Consider the following 24220-nt stretch of genomic DNA (forward strand, 5'->3'; position numbering starts at 1 on the left):
ACTAAACAATAATGTAAATATAATATTTAATATGTTAAAATAAAACATAGATCTATAAGATATTGTACTAAAATAATAAATCTTTTTATTAAAAAATATTTTTATATTTAAAATATTTATATGTAATTATATAATAACAAGATATTTATATAAATATAAAAAAGTTATATTTATGATTTTAGTTAATTATGGCAATAACTATTTGAAAGCTATCATAAATAATATTACTTGACATTCTAAATTAATCAATACAGCATATCGTTGATTATAATTATTGATTATATTCATATGAATATTATTTGATTAAAGTATATAGATTTTTTATAAAAATTTATTATTAAATAATAATGCAATTAGAATAATGATATTAAATAACTAAAATTCATATAATATATTTGTTATATTATCAAAAATTTTATATAAAATTAATAAAGTTTTTATCTTTATAATGTTTTAACTACAGAGATATGTTAAATGAAAAAGTGTTTACTTCTAGTAAGTATTGTTATTTTATTATCTTTCGTAATTAATATTGCAATAGCTACTGATCAAACACATAAAACACATGAAAATAATATTATTTATTTTTATAATTGGACTGAATATGTACCTCTTAAACTTTTAGAACAATTTACCCAAGAAACAGGTATCAAGGTAGTTTATTCAACTTACGAATCAAATGAAACTATGTATGTTAAATTAAAAACATATCATAATAGCACATATGATCTAATTGTTCCTTCTACTTATTTTGTTGCTAAAATGAGTAAGGCAGGTATGCTTAAAAAAATAGATAAATGCAAGCTTAGTAACTTACATAATTTAGATAAAAATTTATTATATAAACCCTTTGACCCTAAAAATGAATATTCTATTCCTTATCTATGGGGTGCAACAGTTATTGGTATTAATTCTGATTATATAGATCCTGCCAGTATTACTAGTTGGGGAGATTTATGGAAAAAACAATATAAAGGTAGTTTATTACTGACTGATGATACACGAGAAGTTTTTCATATGGCGTTACTAAAACTAGGATATTCAGGTAATACTACTAATCGAAAACAAATTCAAGATGCCTATGAAGAACTTAAAAAACTTATGCCTAATGTACTTACATTCAACTCTGATAACCCTGCGCATCCATATATAGAAGGAGAAGTTAATTTAGGTATGATTTGGAATGGTTCTGCTTTTATTGCACGTGAATCTGGTATGCCACTTAAAGTTATTGTACCTAAAGAAGGCGGCATTTTTTGGATGGATAGTCTATCTATTCCGGTAAATGCTAAAAATATAGATGGGGCTTTAAAGTTAATTAACTATTTATTACGTCCTAATGTTGCAGCACAAATTGTTAAAACTATCGGCTATCCCACACCTAATTTAGCAGCTCAAAAATTACTACCAAAATATATTACTGATAATAAATATTTATACCCAGATGCAAAAACTATTCTTCATGGCGAATGGCAAAATGATGTGGGAAATAATGCTAGCGCAATTTATGAACATTACTTTCAAAAATTAAAAGCTCAGCATATTAACGTAAAATAATAAATGTAATAAAAATTATTATTTAGGTAAATGCATGACAAATAATTAATTAATGATTTTACTATATATACCAATACAATAAATAATTAAATAAATATTTTCATTTAATTATTAATATAATTTTAAATAAATAATATTAATATTTATTTTTTAAAATTAAATATATTATATATACAATAATGAAAATATAAAATTACTTTATTAAAAATATATATTTTTAATATGTCTCAATGAATATCTAATAAATAATTGCAATAAATATTAATAAAATTATATATAATTTGCTAAAAATTATTATTATACATCTAATTATATTTAATAATAAGCAACTATTTTATAAACGAGAGTGTTATAAATATAATATGTTTTTATAATATTGAATTGAATAATACTACTAAAAATCAATAATATTAAAATGAAATATATAACATTATATTATTTAGCTAAATATATTATAAAAGTCGTAATAGGATTTAAATATCATGATTGTTATAGTAGTTATACCTATTTTATTACGTTGTGCATATTTAAAAGTATATTATGCTAAATTAATATTGTGCAAATATCATAACTAAAATTATAGTATTCTTTAAACAACGTTATATAATTGGTATTATAACTAAATTAAGTTAATACAACTATGTATTAATACCAATATTAAAATTTATTAATTATATATTAGATCATAAATATCTTTTTTCTTATATACATTATATATTATTTTTATCTCCAGATTATTATTATGATTCTATTAAAAAATATTATTTTATGCGCTATGATTTGTTTAAAATAAATATTAGCCCGTAAAACACGAAATATTTTATAAAAAAGTTATTACAGAGAAATCATTTTATTAAAAATAATTTGCAAAATTTTGCTCAAAATTAAAAAATTTTTTAGTTTTTTCAAAATACATTAATATCATTATCAATACATAGAATATAATGCACTTAAATAGTACTTTAAAAAATACAGACCAACAGTTTAGTTATATTATATTTTAAATATATTAATAATATACAATTAGCTTTTCAAGTATTTAATAAATGATAAAAAATAAATATTAAATCTTGAATAAGATGATATTATTCAATTGATTTATAATAAAAGAGGTCACTCATTTATTACTTAATTACTTTCAATATTATTAGTAATAGCAAAGAGAAAAATTATTCTTAATGTTATAGTAACAGTCTTAAAAGATATAAAGTATTAGGATTATTACTAGAAATTAACTGAATCCAAAAACTGTCACATTTTTAAAAAAAGTTGTAACATACTTTTAGATAACCCTACTCTACCTTAAATAAAATATACACTTTGTAGTTACGTGTATAAAAATAAGTATAAGTGTAATTATTATTAGAATAGATCCTACGCTATTAATACCTTTTATATGTCTAAAAATAATTATTCTTGACTAAGAATATAAGCGTTATTATAAATAATAAAAGATGCCTATATTATTTACATAATTGACAGTATTTTGTACATTAAGACAAGATTTCAGCTATAATGAGCTAAGTTAATTTATCGTTACAGATAATGTATAATACTAAATTAAGAAAATATTGTTATTTGTAACTAATTCAAATTATTAGATATATCAAACTAGTTTTTAATATTTATTAAATATAAAAATATTTTATATTATAAATAGTGTTATCTAATTTTATTTTACAAAATATATACAATATCTATTGATGCAGCAAAACATGTTATTATATTTCTTAAGCTCTAAATATATACCTATATATTACTATAACAAAATGTAGCTAAATTCTTATATGTAGCACTATAAGCATTATTATACTTTATATTAGCAATAATATCATATATGTTATTGTAATAATCAATAAAAGATCTTCCTAATTAGTGTTAATAATGTAGTAGTTTCTATTTTAGACTTATAGGGTTGATTATTAAATAATTTATAAATAAACTAAAAAATATTATTTTTTAAAACAAATAATACACGTATTACTTGCGATTACTATAAACAGTAAAAGATTCTTAGAAGAATACGTAGCATATATAAAATACCTACATGCTAACTAGAAATACTACACACATAACATTTACATTCATAGCTATTGCTCAATCATATTGAGACTAAACTTTTTTGCTAATTTTAACTATTTAGAACTTTTTGCTTAATTTTATGCACACGTTTTTAGATAAATAAGAAAACTTGAAAAATAAAATGAGATAATATCTAAAAAGATATGATCTTAAAAAAATCTTTATATTAATACTACTAAATAACTTATAAGTATTTTTTATTAAGTGGATGCTATAAAAACGTAAAATAATATATTTATTATAATATATAAGTCATCATTTTAATGCATACTCACGATTAAGACAATCAACATACATCAAAATATTTACAATACTTAAAAAACTTATTAAATACTATTTATTTGTAAAATAAATTATTTTAGATATTTGATTTTAGTTTTTTTATAATTTAAAATGCAAGATTTGATTTCTAATAATTACTATAATATCTTTATATATTAGCTCTACAAAACTAGTTTTATAAACACCAATATTAATACATAATTTACTTAAAAAACATATCAAATAGATAATTAATATAGAGCTAATAGGTTATAAAATAATATATAAAATATATTATAATTTTTAAAAATATTTTTTAAAAAATATTAATTTTATTTTATTACAATAAAATATCATATAAGCAGAGTTAATTATTATAGAAAAATTGAATTAAAATACTTTTTTAAGTACATATATATTATGTTGATTGCAAATATGTTTTATATCTGTATAATTTTTATTTCAGAATAATTATTATTCTAATACATTAATCAACTACCTAACACAATAAAATAGCTTAATAAAGCATTTTTTTAAAATAAGGTTTTTATGAAAAAAAATATTCACCCTAATTATATGGCAGTAACTGCAACTTGTTCTTGTGGCAATGTAATTAAAATTAATTCTACCGTATGTCGAGACCTCAATTTAGATGTATGTTGTAACTGTCATCCATTCTATACCAATAAACAACGTGATATTACTAGTGGTGGCCGTGTTGATCAATTTAATAAACGTTTTAAAGTTTTATATACAAAAAAATAATTTTTTAATTCATAAAAAATATAAAATTATTTAATTTAAATATTAATATTTTTTATTTAAAAATTATTAATATTTATCAATTTTTTTAAAAAAATTATTTATATATTATTTTTTAATAAAAAGTATATCTAATACATTGTAACATATATCATACTAAAATATAAATAAAACATAGTTGCATATGTATTTTAATATTTTTATAAGATTTTTATTTAAAAAGAATATACAAAAATATTAGATATATTATCTATATCGTAATTATGTATTAATGTTAAATTTAATACGCAGGTAGTATAAAATATTTTTATGTTAAGAATATATATATATATTTTAAAAATCATTTATATAAAAAATAAAATTATCAAGAAATGTATTCTTTACAATGCTATTATATTATAAATATATAATTTTCAATTATTTTTAATGTTATTTTATTAAATTATAATCTATATCTTATTAAAAAGTAATAATAATTAATATATTGTTTTTTATTACAATTTATTTGCTCTTTTACTAAAAAATATACTGAATGTAGTATATATAAAATATATTTTTGTAAAATTATTCATACTATGAATATTATATATAATAATTATATGCAATATTAATAAATATATATTTTAAATATAATTATATATACAATAGTAATAAAATGTATTTATTTAGTGATATAATAAAATTACATATTTTTATGTATATTAATAATAATATTATATATCAAATATAAAAAGTATAATATTAGATTTCATTTTGATAAGACAAATAAACTAATGCATTATTACTAATGTTTATTATATAATTTTTTATGAAATAAAATTAATAATTATTAATAATTAATATTAAAAATATTATATATTAATAGTTATAATATAAACAATATTACTTGTATTTTTTTAAAAAAATTAACTAAATGTATTCATTAGTTAATTATAATGTATATAATTATTTAACTATTTTTTAAAAAAATTTTACTTAAAAAATATTTTATTTATATGCTAATCAATAGTTATTTTAAGTTTATATTGAAGATAATTATAAATCATTTAATTAACCAGTCATACAACTAATATTTTATTCATTATTATAAATTATTATTATACTTATAATAAATGCTAAAGTTATAAAATAAATAACATAGATAACATAAATAATAATCTACTTGATATATGATCATATATTAAAAAATTATTTATTTACAGACAGGATAATTGATAAAAATTTAATGATACAAATCAATAATGTATCTTCTAACTAATAAAATTTTAATAATTATTCTATGGTCATGAAAAACTACAAAAATTAACAATAACTAATTATAAATTTCTTCTAAAATACTTATTTTATACAAAAATTAATTAAATATATAAAATATATATTAATATAATATTTGTATAAAAAATATTATTGATTACTTTATATTATTGTAATGTAACTAAAATTAGAAATAGTAAAAATATTTAAATTTATTTTATATAATAATTATAAATTTTATTATTCAAATATAATATTTATCTGATAAAGATCATAATAAAATATAATTACTTATACTGAAAGTATACTCATTAAGTAATGAATAAGTATTATTAGTTAATAACTAATATATACATATTAATGTTTAAGTAAATGCTATATTATAGCTATTAATTGTTTATCTTGAATTTTTTAAAATTAATAATATTTAAGAAAATATTTAAAATATATAAAAATATTAATTAACTTTTTATATTTTAGATAAAAATCACTATTAAAAATTGAGTAAATAATATAAAGAGTTTAACAAAATTATTGTAATACATAACTTAATAAAATTATAGCATAATAATAAATAAAAATAAATTATTTTTTATAAATTATCCAGAATACTAACATACATTATCTTTATTAAAGATAAAATAAAAAATAAATATAATAAAAAAATTATTACTTTCAAGCTTATAATTTATTACTAATAAACTAATGTTTTAATTAAATGTAATATTTTAATAAAAAAGATACATATTATTATAATAATAAAGATTATTTAATAATATTTTAACATATATTAAAGATATCTACATTATTAGATGTTAAATAACAATACTATTGTTGCAATAATAGTATATGTAAATAATCTTAAGTAAGATTATTTTAAATAAATATTCTTATAAGAAATAACTAAAATAAGCTTAAACAATAAAAACCATAAAAATAATAAAATTTATACAGTTAATATAAATTATTATAACACATAAACAATATTTTAAATACATACCTATAAATTGAAAAATAACATTTTATCACTAGGAGATATTGATAAAAATTATTTTATTGTCTAATGAATATTTATTAATAATTTTTAAAAAATAAAAATATTATACAAATAATTAAAAAATATTATATAACTATAATAGTAATTGTGATAATGGTCGGCGAGAGAGGATTTGAACCTCCGACCCACTGGTCCCAAACCAGTTGCGCTACCAAGCTGCGCTACTCGCCGATCAATAATTGATTTGATATTATATTTTATTATGTTTTAAATTTTATGAATTGATATTTATAATTATACGAAGAGAGGGACTTGAACCCTCATGCCTATAAAGACACTAACACCTGAAGCTAGTACGTCTACCTATTCCGTCATCTTCGCAATTTTATTAATCTTGGGGTGGCTAATGGGATTCGAACCCACGACCACTGGAATCACAATCCAAGGCTCTACCATCTGAGCTATAGCCACCATAAATTAATAATAAAATTATTATAATTTAAATAATTTATAAAAATTTTTATAAACTATGCGTCCGACAGGATTTGAACCTGAGACCTCTGTCTCCGGAGAACAGCGCTCTATCCAGCTGAGCTACAGACGCTTATTGATATTTTAGAAATGCATATATTATGTATTTAGTATTATAATGTCTAGTACTTTTTAAAATAAAATATATAATATGTATTAAAATATACTTAATAAATATTATTATATTAATAATATCATGATTTATAAAATATTAATAATTTATTAGATCTAAAATACATCAAATAATTCAACAATAACTATTAAAGACAAAAAACTATATTTTTAATATATGTTATAATCACTTAATAAATTATACCTATATAACTAAAAATAATTTCTTGATATTTGTTATTAAGATAATTTATTGTTATTCATATATATCATTATAATTTTTAATTAATGCATTAATTGTTCTTAATTCATAACACATATATTATATATATTAATTTTATTAGTATTAAATGATCTTTTTACATTCTCTGATAATGTATATAAGTATATATTTTGACTAAAATTTTTAATTATTTTAAATAAATAAGATATAAAATATAATTTTTTAAAAATTTTTTAATAAAATTTAAGAAAATTATTAAATTATTGTATATATATCAATGAAACAATTAATTAATATTAAGATAATTAAATATATATAATTTTTTTTATAAAATACTGTTACATATCAAAATAAAAAACAATATAATAACTATTCTTTAAAAGAATAATACATGAATATTTTAAATAAATCATTAAACAAAAAACTTATAATAAAATATCTAATTAAAACTTAATAATATTAATTATATAAAATAATATCTTTATAGAAAATTGTTAATTATTAAAATAATGTTATTAAACACAGATAACTATTGAGTATCTTTATAACTTAATAACATATACTTTATTTAGAAAGTACTATATAATATGTTTTATAAAAATTATCATAAATATTTTTAATAAGTTAAAAAAATTAAAAAACAAATATAAATTATTTATTAAAATCATACATTATATTAATCATATTAAATATAATATTAACGATATTAAAAATAAAATAATAAAAAGTATAAATATATCATTTAGTAGAATCATATAATAATATTACTAAATAATAAAAACTTACAATAAAACCAACAAAAAACACAACTCGTATACATCATGATGTATATCATAATAAATATTATCATATTAATGATATACTGTAAAAGTAAAACTACTAAAATATATCATATTATCTAATATTTATCAAACCAATAATGTTAAGAAAAACATAACTTATAATAAATAAATATTTAACTAAATACAAAAAATAAAAACATAAATTATACTATTAATAATTTTAATTATATTTTAGAACAATATTTATTATTTATCTATTTATAAAGAATATGAAACTTTAATAATAAAAGAATCATTAGCACTCTTTATATTTATAAAATTATTAAAAATAATATTGTCAACTAATAATAATTTATTATAAAGCAATCTATATCAAATAACACAATATTTGTGCAAATTCATTTTTTATATATTTTATATATAATAAAATTATTTTATAAAAAACTATCAAATAATTAAACATATATATTATCTTCTAAAATAACTAATTAATATTCTATAATCATTAAATATTAATTATTCTTTTTAAGAAATATACAACATTACAGTTTTCATTATGTGAGAATGACAGGACTATTTTTTATGAAAGAAACATATAATCCAAAAGATATTGAATTACAAGTACAAAGCTATTGGGATGAACATAAAACTTTTAAAGTTACTGAGTCTACAAGTAAAGAAAAGTATTATTGCGTATCCATGCTACCTTATCCCTCAGGTAAACTACATATGGGTCATGTACGTAATTATACTATTGGTGATGTTATTTCGCGTTACCATCGTATGTTAGGTAAAAATGTACTACAACCTATCGGTTGGGATGCTTTTGGTTTACCAGCAGAAGATGCTGCAATTAAAAATAACATAGCACCTGCTCAATGGACTTACAGCAATATCCAATACATGAAGAAACAACTTAAACTATTAGGTTTTAGCTATGATTGGAGTCGTGAAATAACTACTTGCTCTCCTGAATACTATATCTGGGAGCAATGGTTCTTTATTAAATTATATAAAAAAAACATGGTTTACAAAAAAAAGTCTGCAGTTAATTGGTGCCCGCATGACCAAACTGTCTTAGCTAATGAACAAGTTATTAATGGTTACTGTTGGCGTTGTGATACGAGAATAGAGCGTAAAGAAATATCACAATGGTTCATCAAGATTACTGATTATGCCGAACAATTACTTAATGATCTAGATACATTGGATAATTGGCCAGAACAAGTAAAAAATATGCAACGTCAATGGATTGGTCGCTCTGAAGGAATTGAAATTACTTTTGCTATTGCAGATAGTAATAAAAGTGTAACTATTTATACAACTCGTCCTGATACTTTTATGGGTGCTACTTACATTGCTATAGCAGTTGATCACCCTATAGCAGAGTATTGTGCAATAAATAATTCAATACTAGCTAAATTTATTAATAAACATAAAAATACCAATTTTACCAGAGCAACCATAGCAAGTATTCAAAAAAAAGGTATATCTACTGGTTTATTTGCTATTCATCCAATGACAAACGAAAAACTATTGATATGGATTACAAACTTCGTACACATAGAATATGGTACTGGTGCTATCATGGCTGTTCCTGCTCACAATGAACATGACTGGGAATTTGCCAATCAGTACAATTTACGAATCAAACCAGTTATCTTAAATATTGATGGTAGTCAACCAAACGTGTACATCAAACCAATGACTCATAAAGGAGTATTATTTAATTCCGGTGAATTTGATGGATTGGATAATATAGTTGGTTCTGATGCCATTGTTAATAAATTGCTTTTAAAAGGTATTGGTAAGAAAAAAGTTCATTATCGTTTACGTGACTGGGGGGTTTCTCGACAACGCTACTGGGGAGCACCAATCCCAATGATATCTTTAAAAGATGGCACTATTATTCCAACACCAGAAGATCAGCTTCCCGTTATTTTACCTGAAGATATCATTACTAATAACATAAGTAATCCAATAAAAATTGATAATAGCTGCTGGGGTAAAACTATTATTAAAAATCAACCAGCTCTCCGTGAAACAGATACTTTTGATACATTTATGGAATCATCATGGTATTATGCACGTTATACTTGCCCACATTATCATAAAGGAATGCTCAATACAAAAGCCGCTAATTATTGGTTACCTATTGATCAATATATAGGAGGCATAGAGCATGCTATTATGCACTTAATGTATTTTCGTTTTTTTCATAAACTAATGCGTGATGCAGGTATGGTATATTCTGATGAACCAGCAAAACGTCTATTATGTCAAGGTATGGTTTTAGCTGATACATTCTATTATATTGGAATCAATGGTAATCGTCATTGGATTTCTCCAGTCAACGTTACTGTACAACGTAATGAAAAAGGACAAATTATTAAGGCTTTTGATCAAAAAAATCGTGAAGTTATTTATGCAGGTATGAGTAAGATGTCCAAATCAAAAAATAACGGTATCGACCCTCAAATAATGATTAAACGTTACGGAGCTGATACTGTTCGCTTGTTTATGATGTTTGCATCTCCAGCCACAATGACATTAGAATGGCGAGAATCTGGAGTTGAAGGAGCATATCGTTTTTTAAAACGTATTTGGAAAATGGTCTATCAGCATACACAAAAAGGCACTTGTCAAAAATTAAATATAGAAGATTTAAACAAAAATCAAAAAGATTTGCGAAGAAATCTACATAAAACAATTGCTAAAGTAAGCGACGATATTGATCGTCGTCAAACTTTTAATACTGCTATTGCAGCAATTATGGAATTAATTAATGCATTATCTAATGCTCCTCAAGATACTCATCAAGATCGTGCGCTAATGCAAGAAGCTTTGCTGGCTGTTATTCAAATGTTATATCCATTTATACCACATGCTAGTTTTAAAATGTGGATAGCACTCGGCGGGAAAAGCCCTATTGATTTTACACCATGGCCTATTGCCGATAATACAGCTATGATCAATAATTCTAAAATTATTGTAATTCAGATTAATGGTAAAGTTCGCAGTAAAATTATTGTTACGACAGAGGCAACTGAACAACAAATAAAAAATATGGCGATAAAAGAAATACGAGTAGCTAAATATCTTAATAAGATGACAATTCGTAAAATTATTTATATTCCTGGTAAACTATTAAATTTAGTTATAAATTGATACAACAAAATAATTGTATAATAATCTAATATAATGAAATTATTTAAAATTGCTATTTGGGGAATAACCATACTGAATACTAGTTGTGGTTTTCATCAGTTTAGTAAACAATCAGTACCCCTTGAATTACAAAAGATTACTTTTGATGCAAGAGATCCATATGGATCTCTTGCACGTTCTATTCGTGAACAACTTCGTATTAATGGTATTGCAATTGTTAATCCTGAAATGATAGAACATAGACATAATTTATACTTAATTAGTCCTACTAATAATCGCACTAAGAATAGAGAAGATATAACGTTATCTAATTTAGATAAGTTGCCATGCTTACGGATTATTGATAATAGTAATGAAGAAGAAACAGTATCTATTTTAAAAAATGGTAAAACAGCTGAATATCGAATAATGCTAAATATTAGTGCGCAATTATTAACACATGGATATGGATCATATTCATTTAATATCCATATATACCGCTCATTCTTTGATAATCCCTTAACTATTCTAGCAAAAGATTTTGAACATGAAATGCTCAATGAAGAAATACGTAGTCAGGCTGCACAAGAACTAGTACATAAAATAATGCTTATACATTTAACCAAATTACAAAATAATAATATTACTATAAATAAAAAAAATTAATTTATCATAAAAACATCGCACTAATAATTATATATAAAAGTAATATTAATGTTATAATATACTCAATATATTTCTAATATTAGCTAAACATCATATAAGTATAAAAATGACTCGCTTATACCCTGAACAACTTGCTTTACAACTCCGTAAAAAATTACATGCTTGTTATTTAGTAATAGGTAATGAGCCATTACTAATACAAGAAAGTATTAATTTAATTCGTCAGCAAGCTAAGCAATATGCTTTTACAGAATATTTTAGTTTTTTATTAGATAAATATACTGATTGGGAAAATATTATTAATCTTTTTCAGGAAAGAAGTTTATTTGCTAACCGTCAGGTAATAGTGTTAAATATGCTAGAAAACGGGGCTAATACGACTATAAATGCGCATCTTAATAAACTAATTATGTTGTTACATTCTGATCTTTTATTAATTATTTATGGGGATAAGCTAACAAAATATCAAGAAAATACTGAATGGTATAAAAATATTAGCAGAATATCCAAGATAATAATCTGTAATACTCCTAGTCAAAATCAATTATCTTATTGGGTTGCTAATCGAGCAAAAGAAATGCATATAAATCTTGACTTTGCAGCTAATCAATTAATTTGCTATTGCTATGAAGGAAATTTACTAGCAATATCACAAATATTAAAACGTTTTTTACTATTATATTCAGACGGAGAATTAACCCTAGATAGAATGAAGAAAATTATTCATTATGCAACACATTTTTCTATATTTCATTGGGTAGAAGCTATATTATCAGGTAATAGTAATCGAGCATTGCAAATTCTACAACAATTATATCAAGAAGATATCGAACCAATAATTATTCTGCGTGTTATTCAACGTGAAGTTCTATTGCTTGTAACTTTTAAAAATAACATGGCTCATACAGAGTTACATCATTTATTTAATAAATATAAAATATGGCAAAGTCGTAGATTGTTAATTATGCAAGCATTAAATAGTTTAAGTTTAAAGGCAATATACCAGGCTATAGATTTGCTATCACATCTTGAAATAAAACTTAAATTAGATTATAACAAATTAATATGGAGTAAATTAGAATTACTTACATTACTATTATGCGGTCAATCATTTCCAGATAGCATAATCAATGCCATTTCAATTAACTAATTGTATACAGATAAAAATACTATTTAGAAGTGCTTTTAATTAAAGGCATTATAATTCTATATAATAAAGTTATAATAACAGCAACTACATTAGTTTACAGAATATTATTATCTTATTACCAAAAAATAATATTTTCTCTTGTCATTTATCACTACAACTAAAAACTAATATTTAATAAATGTTAAAAACAATTCAATTAATAATTACAAATTATTTTCTATTTTTTCTTAAGATACAAAAATTATATAGTTTTCATACTTATTATAAAACAAACATGTTCACGATAGTATGCTGTAAATTTATAAAAATGAATCTTTTTAATATTGATGATTAGACAAGATTATCTTTTAACTTTATATAAATATAGTATAACTGGAAATAAATGCTGTGTACTATTGTTATTTGTTGTTTTTTACGTATCTTAAATATCTAAATTAGTTAAAATACCAGCATTATATAAATTGTTAGATAATCATTAAATATTTGATTGTAGATAATTTAAACAGAAATATATGGATATATTATTATCTTGCTATACTCTTAATTAATATCAATAACTGATATACGATAAAATAATAAGCATATATATTAATTATAATAATTTTTACTTTATGTGTTATTCGACACTATATAAAATCGCAAAAACTATATCGTTAATACTTATAAAGTATTATATTTCAATCTTATCTAAATAATAAATATTGTAGATAAATTAATTTTGTTACATAATATTGTTTATTAGTAATATAATAAATTTTTTTAATAAAAAATATACTTTATATATTAAAAATAATAGTAAGATAATTTAATAGTAGCTATATAATTAATGTTGTTAAAATTTATTTTAATACTACATATAGTATAAATTATTCAAAATAATTTATAAATGAATATATAAAGATATATTAAATATTATAAAGCTACATGATTTGATGTACTGATATAAACTAGTTTTCTAATTAAAATATTATATATTGAATAATATTATTAACAAATATAATAATGCATGTTATTTGTTTATAGATTAAACAAATAAAATGGCATACTTATAAATAATAAATAGATTCTATGACGTTATTATTTAAGTTTCAAAATAACACGTATATATCCTAAGATATATTATTTATATTGATAAATATTTTAAAATAATTGATTAGTACTTTAAAGTAACAATCTTATATTATAACAAGATATTTTAATTAGGCTACGATAATTCAAGTTAATAAACGTTTACTATTAATAAGCTTTTATCTTTTAAGATTTAATCTATTTTAAATAAAATAATAAATTATTATGTAGCATAAAAACTAAATCACATTTTTTAAAAAAATGCAACATATTGATATATATCAAATTTTATAAATTTATATTATTTAAAATAAATTATCTATTATCAATATCATTATAACTACTAACGATCAGAATATTTTAACTATATTATTATAGCTGTATTATTCAGATTTTTTGTTGTACTAAGAAATTTTTTTAAAACGATAGAATTGAATGAAAAGAGATCATAACCATTTTCGTGATTATGCAGCAGAGTCTAATTTATTTATTCGGCGAGCTTTTGTTGCTTTTCTTGTTATTTTAATTCTCTTTGGAATTTTGGTCTTTAATATGCATAAATTACAGATCTTACACTTCGAAGACTACAGAACCCGTTCTAATGAAAACCGTATTAAACTAGTGCCAATTGCGCCTAATCGTGGAATAATTTATGACCGTAACGGTATACCTCTTACATTGAATCGTACAATTTATCAGCTTGAAGTAATACCTAATAAAGTTAATAACCTACAATCTGATCTTAATATTTTACGTCATATTGTAGATCTTACTGATAATGATTTAAATAGTTTCCAAAAAGAACTAAAACGTTCTAATCACTTTGCGGCAATTACATTAAAATCTTCATTAAGTGATATTCAAATAGCTCGTTTTGCTGTTAATCAATTTCGTTTTCCCGGTTTTGAAACTAAGGGTTATCAAAGACGTTTCTATCCTTATGGATCTACTCTTACACATGTTATTGGTTACGTATCTAAAATTAACCGTAAAGATCTAGAACATTTAAACAAAGCAGGTAAACTAGCTAATTACGCAGCCACTCATAATATTGGAAAACTTGGAATAGAACGATATTACGAAGATATTTTACATGGTATAACAGGATATGAAGAAGTTGAAGTTAACAATCGTGGCTTAATAATACGTAAATTACATGAAAAACCTCCTCAATCTGGAACAGATATTTATTTAACACTAGATTTAGATCTACAATGCTATCTTAAACGATTACTAGGAGAAAATAGATCTGCTTTAATAGTCAGTGAACCACATACTGGTGCAATTTTAGCAATGATTGCTAATCCTAGTTATGATCCTAATCTATTTGTAGAAGGTATTTCTAGCAAAGAATATCAACGTCTTCTTAGTAATCCTAATTGCCCTCTTATTAATCGAGCAACACAAGGTCTGTATCCACCAGCATCTACAGTAAAACCTTATATTTTAGTTTCAGCACTAAGCGCTGGTGTTATAACTAAAAAATATAGTATGTTTGATCCAGGATGGTGGCAATTACTTGGCTCAGCAAAAAAATTCCATGATTGGAAAAAATGGGGCCATGGTTATTTAGATATTACAAAGGCTCTAGAAGAATCTGCAGATACTTTTTTTTATCAGATATCTTATGATATGGGAATAGATCGCTTATCTGAGTGGTTAAGTAAATTTGGTTATGGTCATTATACGGGTATTGATATATCAGAAGAAAGTGCAGGTTTAATGCCAACACGTGAATGGAAGAAAAAACGCTATAATAAACCATGGTATCAAGGGGATACTATTCCGGTAGGCATAGGTCAAGGATATTGGATAGCAACTCCTATTCAAATGTCTAAAGCTTTAAATATACTAATAAATAACGGTAATATAAAAGTTCCTCATTTGTTATACAGTACATGTATTAATGGTCATATGATACCTTACAAACAGTCAGAAGTAATACAAATTGGAGATATGCATTCTGGATATTGGGAAATAGCTAAAGACGGAATGTACGGTGTTGCTAATCGTGTTAATGGAACAGCACATCAATATTTTGCTAATGCTCCATATAAAATTGCAGCTAAATCAGGTACTGCTCAAGTTTTTAGTTATGAAACATATAATGCGCATACATTAGCTGAACATTTACGTGATCACAAACTTATGACAGCATTTGCACCATATAATAATCCTCAAGTTTCTATAGCTATAATTTTAGAAAATGGTGGTACTGGATTAACAGTTGGAAATATTGTCCGTCAAATTTTAGATCATATATTACTCAATAATAATGCAGCTATACCCAGTGATACTTAAATATTCTTTATAGCAATACTACAAGAGTAGTACTATTATAAATAATTGATCAAGCATATAAGAATAATAAAAATATGACAAAAAATCAACAACGTTCTATCTGGATAAAAATGCATATTGATAAGTTATTTTTGATTTGTATCATATCTATTTTAGTCTATAGTACTGTAATTATGTGGAGTGCTAGTGGTCAAGATATTAATATAATGTTTCGAAGAATAGAACAAATATTAATTGGGATATTTATTATGCTAGTTATGGCGCAAATACCACCACGTATTTATGAAAATTGGTCTCCGTATCTATATACATTATGTATTATTCTTCTTATTTTAGTAAATTCATTTGGAGAAACCAGTAAAGGAGCGCAACGTTGGTTAGATTTAGGTTTTTTAAGATTTCAACCGTCAGAAATTGCTAAAATTGCAGTACCTTTATTAGTTGCTCGTTTTATTAATCGTGATGTTTGCCCTCCCTCATTAAAGAATATTGGTATTGTATTAACTCTAATATTTATGCCTACACTCTTAGTTGCAGCCCAACCAGATCTCGGTACCTCAATTTTAGTTGCTACCTCTGGGTTATTTATTTTATTTCTTGCAGGCCTAAGTTGGCGCTTTATTATAGTGACATTAATATCAATTATATCTTTTATGCCAATTTTTTGGTTTTTCTTGATGCACGAATATCAACAAAATCGTATTATAATGTTGCTTAATCCCGAACGAGATCCATTAGGTGCTGGATACCATATTATACAGTCTAAAATTGCTATTGGTTCTGGCGGTTTTAGCGGTAAAGGATGGTTACATGGGACGCAGTCCCAGTTAGAATTTTTGCCAGAACGTCATACTGACTTTATTTTTGCTGTATTAGCTGAAGAATTAGGCTTAGTTGGAGTTTTATTATTACTAATACTTTATTTACTAACTATTATACGCGGTTTTGTAATAGCATTAAAAGCTCAAAATACTTTTGGCCGTGTAATAGTAGGAAATTTTATGTTCATTTTATTTGTATATGTTTTTGTAAATATTGGCATGGTGAGCGGTATTTTACCAGTAGTTGGTGTACCTTTACCTTTAGTAAGCTATGGAGGCTCTGCTTTAACTGTTCTTATGGCTGGATTCGGTATAGTCATGTCCATCCATACTCACAGGAAAATGTTATCTAAAACTTTATAAAGTTATCATATATCACGCATAAAATTATACATTATAGTATAGATCGTAATAATAACAAAGATTTTGTCTTTTAATATTAAAGATATTTTTATAAATAAAATATCATTTTTATATTATTTCTTTATCTCCTATTATAACAGATTCAAAAGCAATTTCAATCATATCATTAAAAGTTGTTTGACGCTCTTCAGCAGATAGTTTTTCATGAGTTCTTATGTGATCAGACACAGTACATATAGTTAATGCTTTTGCACCAAACTGAGCAGCTACTCCATAAAGACCAGCGGCTTCCATCTCTACACCAAGAATTCCATATTGCTCCATAATATCAAACATAGATATATCTTGCATATAAAATAAATCAGCAGAAAATAGATTACCTACGCGTGCTTTGATATTTTTTATTTTAGAGGCATCAACAGCATTGCGAATCATATCAAAATTTGCAATGGCTGCATAATCATGATCTTTAAAACGTACACGATTAACCTTGGAGTCAGTACAAGCGCCCATACCAATAATTACATCACGTAATTTAACATCCATACGTACAGCACCGCATGAACCAATACGGATAATTTTTTTTACATTAAAATCAGTGATAAGTTCTTTGGCATATATAGAGCAAGATGGGATACCCATACCATGACCCATAACAGATATTTTACGACCTTTATAAGCTCCCGTAAAGCCTAACATACCACGTACTTGATTTACTTTACAAACATCTTGCATAAAAATTTTAGCAATATATTCTGCTCTTAATGGATCTCCAGGCATCAAAATAACATCTGCAAAAGATCCTTTCTTAGCATTAATATGCGGTGTGGCCATAATATTATCCTTTTAATATGCTATTCATCATAGTCAGATAAATTGTATATTGATAAAAACATTAATAAATCTACTTATACTAAAAATTAATATATTAAATCTCTAAAATGCATTTATTATATTTTTATTAATTACTATAATTTTTTTAAAAAACTATTATTTTACGTATTAATATGAATTATTAGTAAAATGTTAAAATTCTATCATTGATTGACCATAGTCCATTGGTGATAAGCCAAAATAGTTAGCTATTGTTTGACCGATATCAGCAAAAGTATTGCGATAACCTAGTGAACCTGGTCGTATAGTGGGTCCATATACTAATATTGGAATGTTTTCGCGTGTATGATCAGAACCTACCCATGTTGGGTCACAGCCGTGATCAGCAGTAAATATAATTATATCATTATCTTTTACTAATTGCAACATTTCAGGTTGACGACGGTCAAATGTCTCTAGTGCACGAGCATAACCAGCGACATCTCGGCGATGACCATATGAAGAATCAAAATCTACAAAATTAGTAAATATAATAGTATTATCACTAGCTTGTTTCATTTCTAATAGTGTCGCATCAAATAATGCATTAATACCAGTTGCTTTTACTTCTTTAGTAATGCCAATATGTGCGTAGATATCAGCAATTTTACCAATAGAGATTACTTGACCATGTTTTTCATCAATTAGTTTTTTTAATATAGTAGGCGCTGGTGGTTCAACTGCTAAGTCATGCCTATTACCAGTACGCTTAAATTCTTTCGGTTTATTGCCAATAAATGGGCGTGCAATAACCCGTCCAATATTATAATTACTTTTACTAAGTTCTTCTCGTGTAATGAGACAAAGTTTATACAAACGATCTAATGTAAACGTTGCTTCATGACAAGCAATTTGGAATACTGAGTCTGCAGAGGTATAAAAAATAGGTTTGCCTGTTTTTATATGTTCTTCACCTAATTTTTCTAAAATAAGAGTACCTGAAGAATGACAATTACCCAAATAACCAGGTAATTTTCCTTTTTGTACTATAGTATCTAGTAATTTCTGTGGAAAGCTATTTTTATGTTTAGGAAAATAATCCCAATTAAATAATACTGGAACACCAGCTATCTCCCAATGTCCAGAAGGAGTATCTTTACCAGAAGAAATTGCGCTAGCATAACCATAAGCACCTATTATTTTAGCATTTTTATCTAAACCTGGAGGGAAACTACCAGTAGATTCTTCCGCTGCCTTACCTAATCCTAACCTGCTTAAATTAGGCAATGTTAATGGTCCTTTACGACCAATATTAGCTAAACCACGCGCACAGACATCAGCAATATGACCTAAAGTATCAGCACCAACATCACCAAATAATTTAGCATCTTTACTAGCACCAATACCAAATGAGTCTAGTACAATTATAATTATACGTTTCATGTTACTCTCCTGAAAAGTTAACACTATATTATTCAATAATCAATGCATCTTATTGACTCTTTGAGTTATTAGGTTAGCATTTGTCTTTTAAATTTTATTACTATAAAATATATATTTTATAGTAACATACAAATGTTGTTACAAACAAAATATCATAAATAATTTGTACTGCATAGACTATTAGTTATGTGCATAAACATGCAAATTAATACTTCATAGTGAAGTTTGGTTGTTATGCTAGAAGAATGCATAATGAATAATTTGTTAGTTGATTCAATATAGATCATATACATATTATTTTAAATATAGCGTATACTAGTATTATATTTACTGCATAATAAATTTCAAACTAAATTCATAACTATCACAAGCATGATACTTAATTTTATTATTCAATAATTCATAATATATGCATTATATTAATAATATCCTATCTATTAAGTTCTCTTCAAGCAACTATTTAGATAAATAGATATTAATTTTTAATAAAATGTCATTAAACTACTATAGTTTATCGCCATTATTAAAAATAGAAAGCATAAACATATATTGCATTACAGAATATTAAAATATTAATAACAATTGATAAAGCTAAATATGAGTAATGTATATAAATTTAATCTATTGTAAACAGATATTAAAAATATAGGAATGATCTACTATTTATTTTAATTAATAAATAATCAACATATGAATATAATCGAGTGATATTATTATTAATAATAGTAAACATTATTTACTGTATAATATTGCTATTATTCTAAGTGATTATTTATAATATTTAAAGTAACCTAAATTAGAGATTTTATTTAATAAATGATCACTGTATTCTTACACGTTAATTTAGTAAATTTAACTATAGATCATTCCTGAGAAAACTTTAATAACTTGAAAAGGTATAACAAAACATATGGAATGGATCGTAGATCCAACTATTTGGGCAGGACTTGCAACACTTGTTATTCTTGAGATTGTTTTAGGTATTGATAATCTTGTATTTATCGTGATTTTAGCCGAAAAACTACAAAGTCAACAGCGCGATAAAGCGCGTACTGTAGGTCTCTTACTTGCGTTAGTCATGCGCCTAATTCTACTAGCGTCTATTTCTTGGCTAGAAACTTTAACAAGTCCTATAATGAAAATTATTGGACATGTTTTTAGTACTCGTGATTTAATTATGCTTATCAGTGGATTATTTTTAATATTTAAAGCAACTGTTGAGCTTAATCATCAACTAGAAGGTAAAGATCACCAAACTAATAATCAGCATAAGGGCGCAAAATTTTGGCCCGTTGTCATTCAAATAGTTGTATTAGATGCTGTATTTTCGCTTGATTCTGTTATTACTGCAGTAGGTCTAGTTGAACATCTTATAGTAATGATGGTTGCTGTCTGTATCGCTATTATTCTAATGCTATTTGCTAGTAAACCATTAACTAATTTTGTTAATGCACACATAACTATTATTATTCTTTGCCTTAGTTTTTTATTAATGATTGGTTTTAGCTTAGTAGCTGAAGGTTTTCATTATTTTATTCCTAAAAGTTATTTATACGCTGCTATAGGTTTTTCAGTAATTATTGAAATATTAAATCATTTATCACAATATAATCGTCGTCGTTTTTTATCTTCTTCTCGTACATTACGAGAGCGTACTGCAGAAGCTGTATTACGATTACTTAGCGGTACACATGAAGAAGCACAACTGGACTCTAATACTTCTAACTTAATTGCTGATAACCGTGGTGAAGATGATTTATTTATTCCTCAAGAACGTATGATGATTGCGCGTGTACTAGGAATGGCCCAACGCACAGTAAGTAGTATCATGACTTCACGTCATGATATTGAACAACTAGATCTTAGTGATCCAAAAAACAAAGTAGATGCAAGATTACAAAAAAATATGCATACACGTATTATTGTCACTGATGATAAAACTGTTGATGAACCTCTTGGTATTATTCATGTTATTGATTTACTAAAACAACAACTACAAGGCAAACATGTCGAACTTAGATCATTAGTTAAACAACCCTTAATATTTCCAGAAGGAGTTTCTTTATTAATGGCACTTGAACAGTTTCGTCAAGCAAAAACTCATTTTGCTTTTGTAGTTGATGAATTTGGCTCTGTTGAAGGAGTTGTAACATTAACAGACGTCATGGAAACTATTGCTGGTAATCTTCCTGTTGCAGATGAAGATATTGATCCACGACACGATATACGACAAAACGAAGATAATACATGGATAGCTAATGGTTATATACCACTCGAAGATTTAATTATTTATATACCATTACAAATTGATAATAAACGAGCATATTACACTTTAGCTGGTTTACTAATGGAGTACTTGCAGAGAATGCCTAATGTAGGTGAGCAGATTAAAATTGGTGATTATATTTTTGAACCACTAGAGATTATTAGTCATAGAATTCTTAAAATAAAAATTACACCGATATAAGTACTATTACTTAATATAATATATATTATTATATATTATATCCATAGAAAAATAAAATTTTAATAAATTTTTTCTAAATTCAATACTCTAATAATCAATAATTATTATTAAATACTTATAGTAAGAAAAGTTTTTAGATAATCAATGCTATTAATTATTGTATGATGAAAGAATTTAAAACGTATCAACTAATTGATGATTCTATGTTGGTTTAAAAATAATAATATATAAATAAGTATAAATCGTTAAGTTATAAACTGTATTTAATAAATAACAATTATTTGTATTATCTTTTATTTATCAGTATAAAAAATTTAATAAAAGATAGTATATTTTAAATATTTATTTTTCAATTTAAATGTAATTGTATATAATACAGTTATACAATAGAAAAAATAATTTATTTTAAATTATAGATTTATATAATAATATATATTTACTATATATAATTAATATATGTACATGTAAACTATAAAGCAATAAATATTATTTAATATTTTAGTTATCATCTTAATGTTACTAATTAATAATAAAATAAAATATTAAATATTTATAATAAATTAATGATTTCTCTATGAATAAAATAAGTAAAATATTTATTTTTTATGTAAATTATCTTCTTTAAGATAATTATATATTTATTTGATTAACAAAAGCACTTAAAAAATATCTTTTTAAGATAAATAAACTAATATTAGTTAGTAATTAATATTACAACATTACATATTAAATATGTATATTTTAAATATATGGTTATTATCTTTAACAAAATAAATAGACTAAAATATTATTTATCGTTTATATAATTATTTGTTTTTTTGATAAAATATACTAACGCTTACTTATAAGTATTATATAATATGTATGTAATATGTTTTCTTGTATCATAGAACATTATATATATAATATACATTAATTATAGCAATATTTTATTAAATAATTAATAAGTTTTTTATTTATATAAAATAATTTTTTATACTATTAATATTTTATTTATAAAATATTACTATATATATAGTATAATTAATGTTAAAGAATAAAACATTTATATTAATAAATGGACTTTATTAAAAATAATATTTTATTGCTTGACTTAATTTAATAATATATAGAAATATATTAAATATTAATAATATATTATACATTTAATCATATTAAAAGAGCTAAATTAATAATATAATAATCTAATTGTTTAATATATTTTATATGTATTATATACTGTTAATACTTAAAAGTATATTTTTATGATTTTATTAACTTCATATTTTACTTGATTATAATATATAATATTAATTTTTATAAAAAATATATATAAATACTATAAATATTAAACTAATTTAAATAAGATTACATATTATCTACTTTTATCAATAAGAAGAATAATCTGTTATAACCTTAAAAAATAAAATAATACAATTTTT

Annotated in this window: 10 protein-coding genes and 4 tRNA genes; 8 read left to right on the forward strand and 6 right to left on the reverse strand. The window is 23.3% G+C overall.

Annotation, left to right across the window (positions count from 1 at the left end; all coding sequences use genetic code 11):
* Positions 1-474 precede the first annotated feature (474 nt).
* Positions 475-1557 (forward strand): spermidine/putrescine ABC transporter substrate-binding protein PotD, encoded by a 1083-nt coding sequence (gene potD, locus GII40_RS02010; protein ID WP_226813183.1) that lies wholly within the window; start codon positions 475-477, stop codon positions 1555-1557.
* Between the two features lie 2892 nt (positions 1558-4449).
* Positions 4450-4665 carry a 50S ribosomal protein L31 gene (rpmE, locus tag GII40_RS02015; RefSeq protein WP_226813184.1) on the forward strand — a complete coding sequence of 72 codons (216 nt, stop codon included), beginning with the start codon at positions 4450-4452 and terminating at the stop codon, positions 4663-4665.
* A gap of 2402 nt (positions 4666-7067) precedes the next feature.
* Here rpmE and GII40_RS02020 read toward each other — a convergent pair.
* The 4 genes from GII40_RS02020 to GII40_RS02035 all read right to left on the reverse strand — a co-directional run bounded on the left by GII40_RS02020 (position 7068) and on the right by GII40_RS02035 (position 7517).
* Positions 7068-7144 (reverse strand) — tRNA-Pro (locus GII40_RS02020).
* 66 nt (positions 7145-7210) lie between these two features.
* Positions 7211-7294, reverse strand: a tRNA-Leu gene (locus GII40_RS02025).
* 14 nt (positions 7295-7308) lie between these two features.
* Positions 7309-7384: transfer RNA gene (locus GII40_RS02030), tRNA-His, on the reverse strand.
* Positions 7385-7443: 59 nt separating this feature from the next.
* Positions 7444-7517, reverse strand: a tRNA-Arg gene (locus GII40_RS02035).
* Between the two features lie 1625 nt (positions 7518-9142).
* Here GII40_RS02035 and leuS point away from each other — a divergent pair.
* The 5 genes from leuS to mrdB all read left to right on the forward strand — a co-directional run bounded on the left by leuS (position 9143) and on the right by mrdB (position 18076).
* Positions 9143-11728 carry a leucine--tRNA ligase gene (leuS, locus tag GII40_RS02040; RefSeq protein WP_226813185.1) on the forward strand — a complete coding sequence of 862 codons (2586 nt, stop codon included), beginning with the start codon at positions 9143-9145 and terminating at the stop codon, positions 11726-11728.
* Positions 11729-11761: 33 nt separating this feature from the next.
* The gene (gene lptE, locus GII40_RS02045; RefSeq protein WP_226813186.1) at positions 11762-12373 is read left to right on the forward strand and encodes an LPS assembly lipoprotein LptE; all 612 of its coding nucleotides are present in this window, start codon (positions 11762-11764) and stop codon (positions 12371-12373) included.
* A gap of 106 nt (positions 12374-12479) precedes the next feature.
* Entirely contained in the window at positions 12480-13523 is a 1044-nt protein-coding gene (holA, locus tag GII40_RS02050) for a DNA polymerase III subunit delta (protein WP_226813187.1), read from the forward strand.
* A gap of 1503 nt (positions 13524-15026) precedes the next feature.
* A complete protein-coding gene (gene mrdA, locus GII40_RS02055) occupies positions 15027-16892 on the forward strand; it encodes a peptidoglycan DD-transpeptidase MrdA (RefSeq protein ID WP_226813188.1) in 1866 nt (621 codons plus the stop codon).
* Between the two features lie 74 nt (positions 16893-16966).
* Positions 16967-18076: a peptidoglycan glycosyltransferase MrdB gene (mrdB, locus tag GII40_RS02060; RefSeq protein WP_226813189.1), complete on the forward strand. Its 1110-nt coding sequence runs from the start codon at positions 16967-16969 to the stop codon at positions 18074-18076.
* Between the two features lie 108 nt (positions 18077-18184).
* Here the strand turns inward: mrdB and deoD are convergent, their stop codons facing one another.
* The gene (gene deoD, locus GII40_RS02065) at positions 18185-18910 is read right to left on the reverse strand and encodes a purine-nucleoside phosphorylase (RefSeq protein ID WP_226813190.1); all 726 of its coding nucleotides are present in this window, start codon (positions 18908-18910) and stop codon (positions 18185-18187) included.
* 192 nt (positions 18911-19102) lie between these two features.
* Positions 19103-20332: a phosphopentomutase gene (locus GII40_RS02070; RefSeq protein WP_226813191.1), complete on the reverse strand. Its 1230-nt coding sequence runs from the start codon at positions 20330-20332 to the stop codon at positions 19103-19105.
* Between the two features lie 910 nt (positions 20333-21242).
* Here GII40_RS02070 and GII40_RS02075 point away from each other — a divergent pair.
* Positions 21243-22799, forward strand: a complete 1557-nt coding sequence (locus GII40_RS02075) for a TerC family protein (protein WP_226813192.1) — start codon at positions 21243-21245, stop codon at positions 22797-22799.
* The last annotated feature ends 1421 nt before the right edge of the window (positions 22800-24220 follow it).

It is taken from the genome of Candidatus Profftia lariciata, assembly GCF_020541265.1.
GTDB lineage: Bacteria > Pseudomonadota > Gammaproteobacteria > Enterobacterales > Enterobacteriaceae > Profftia > Profftia lariciata.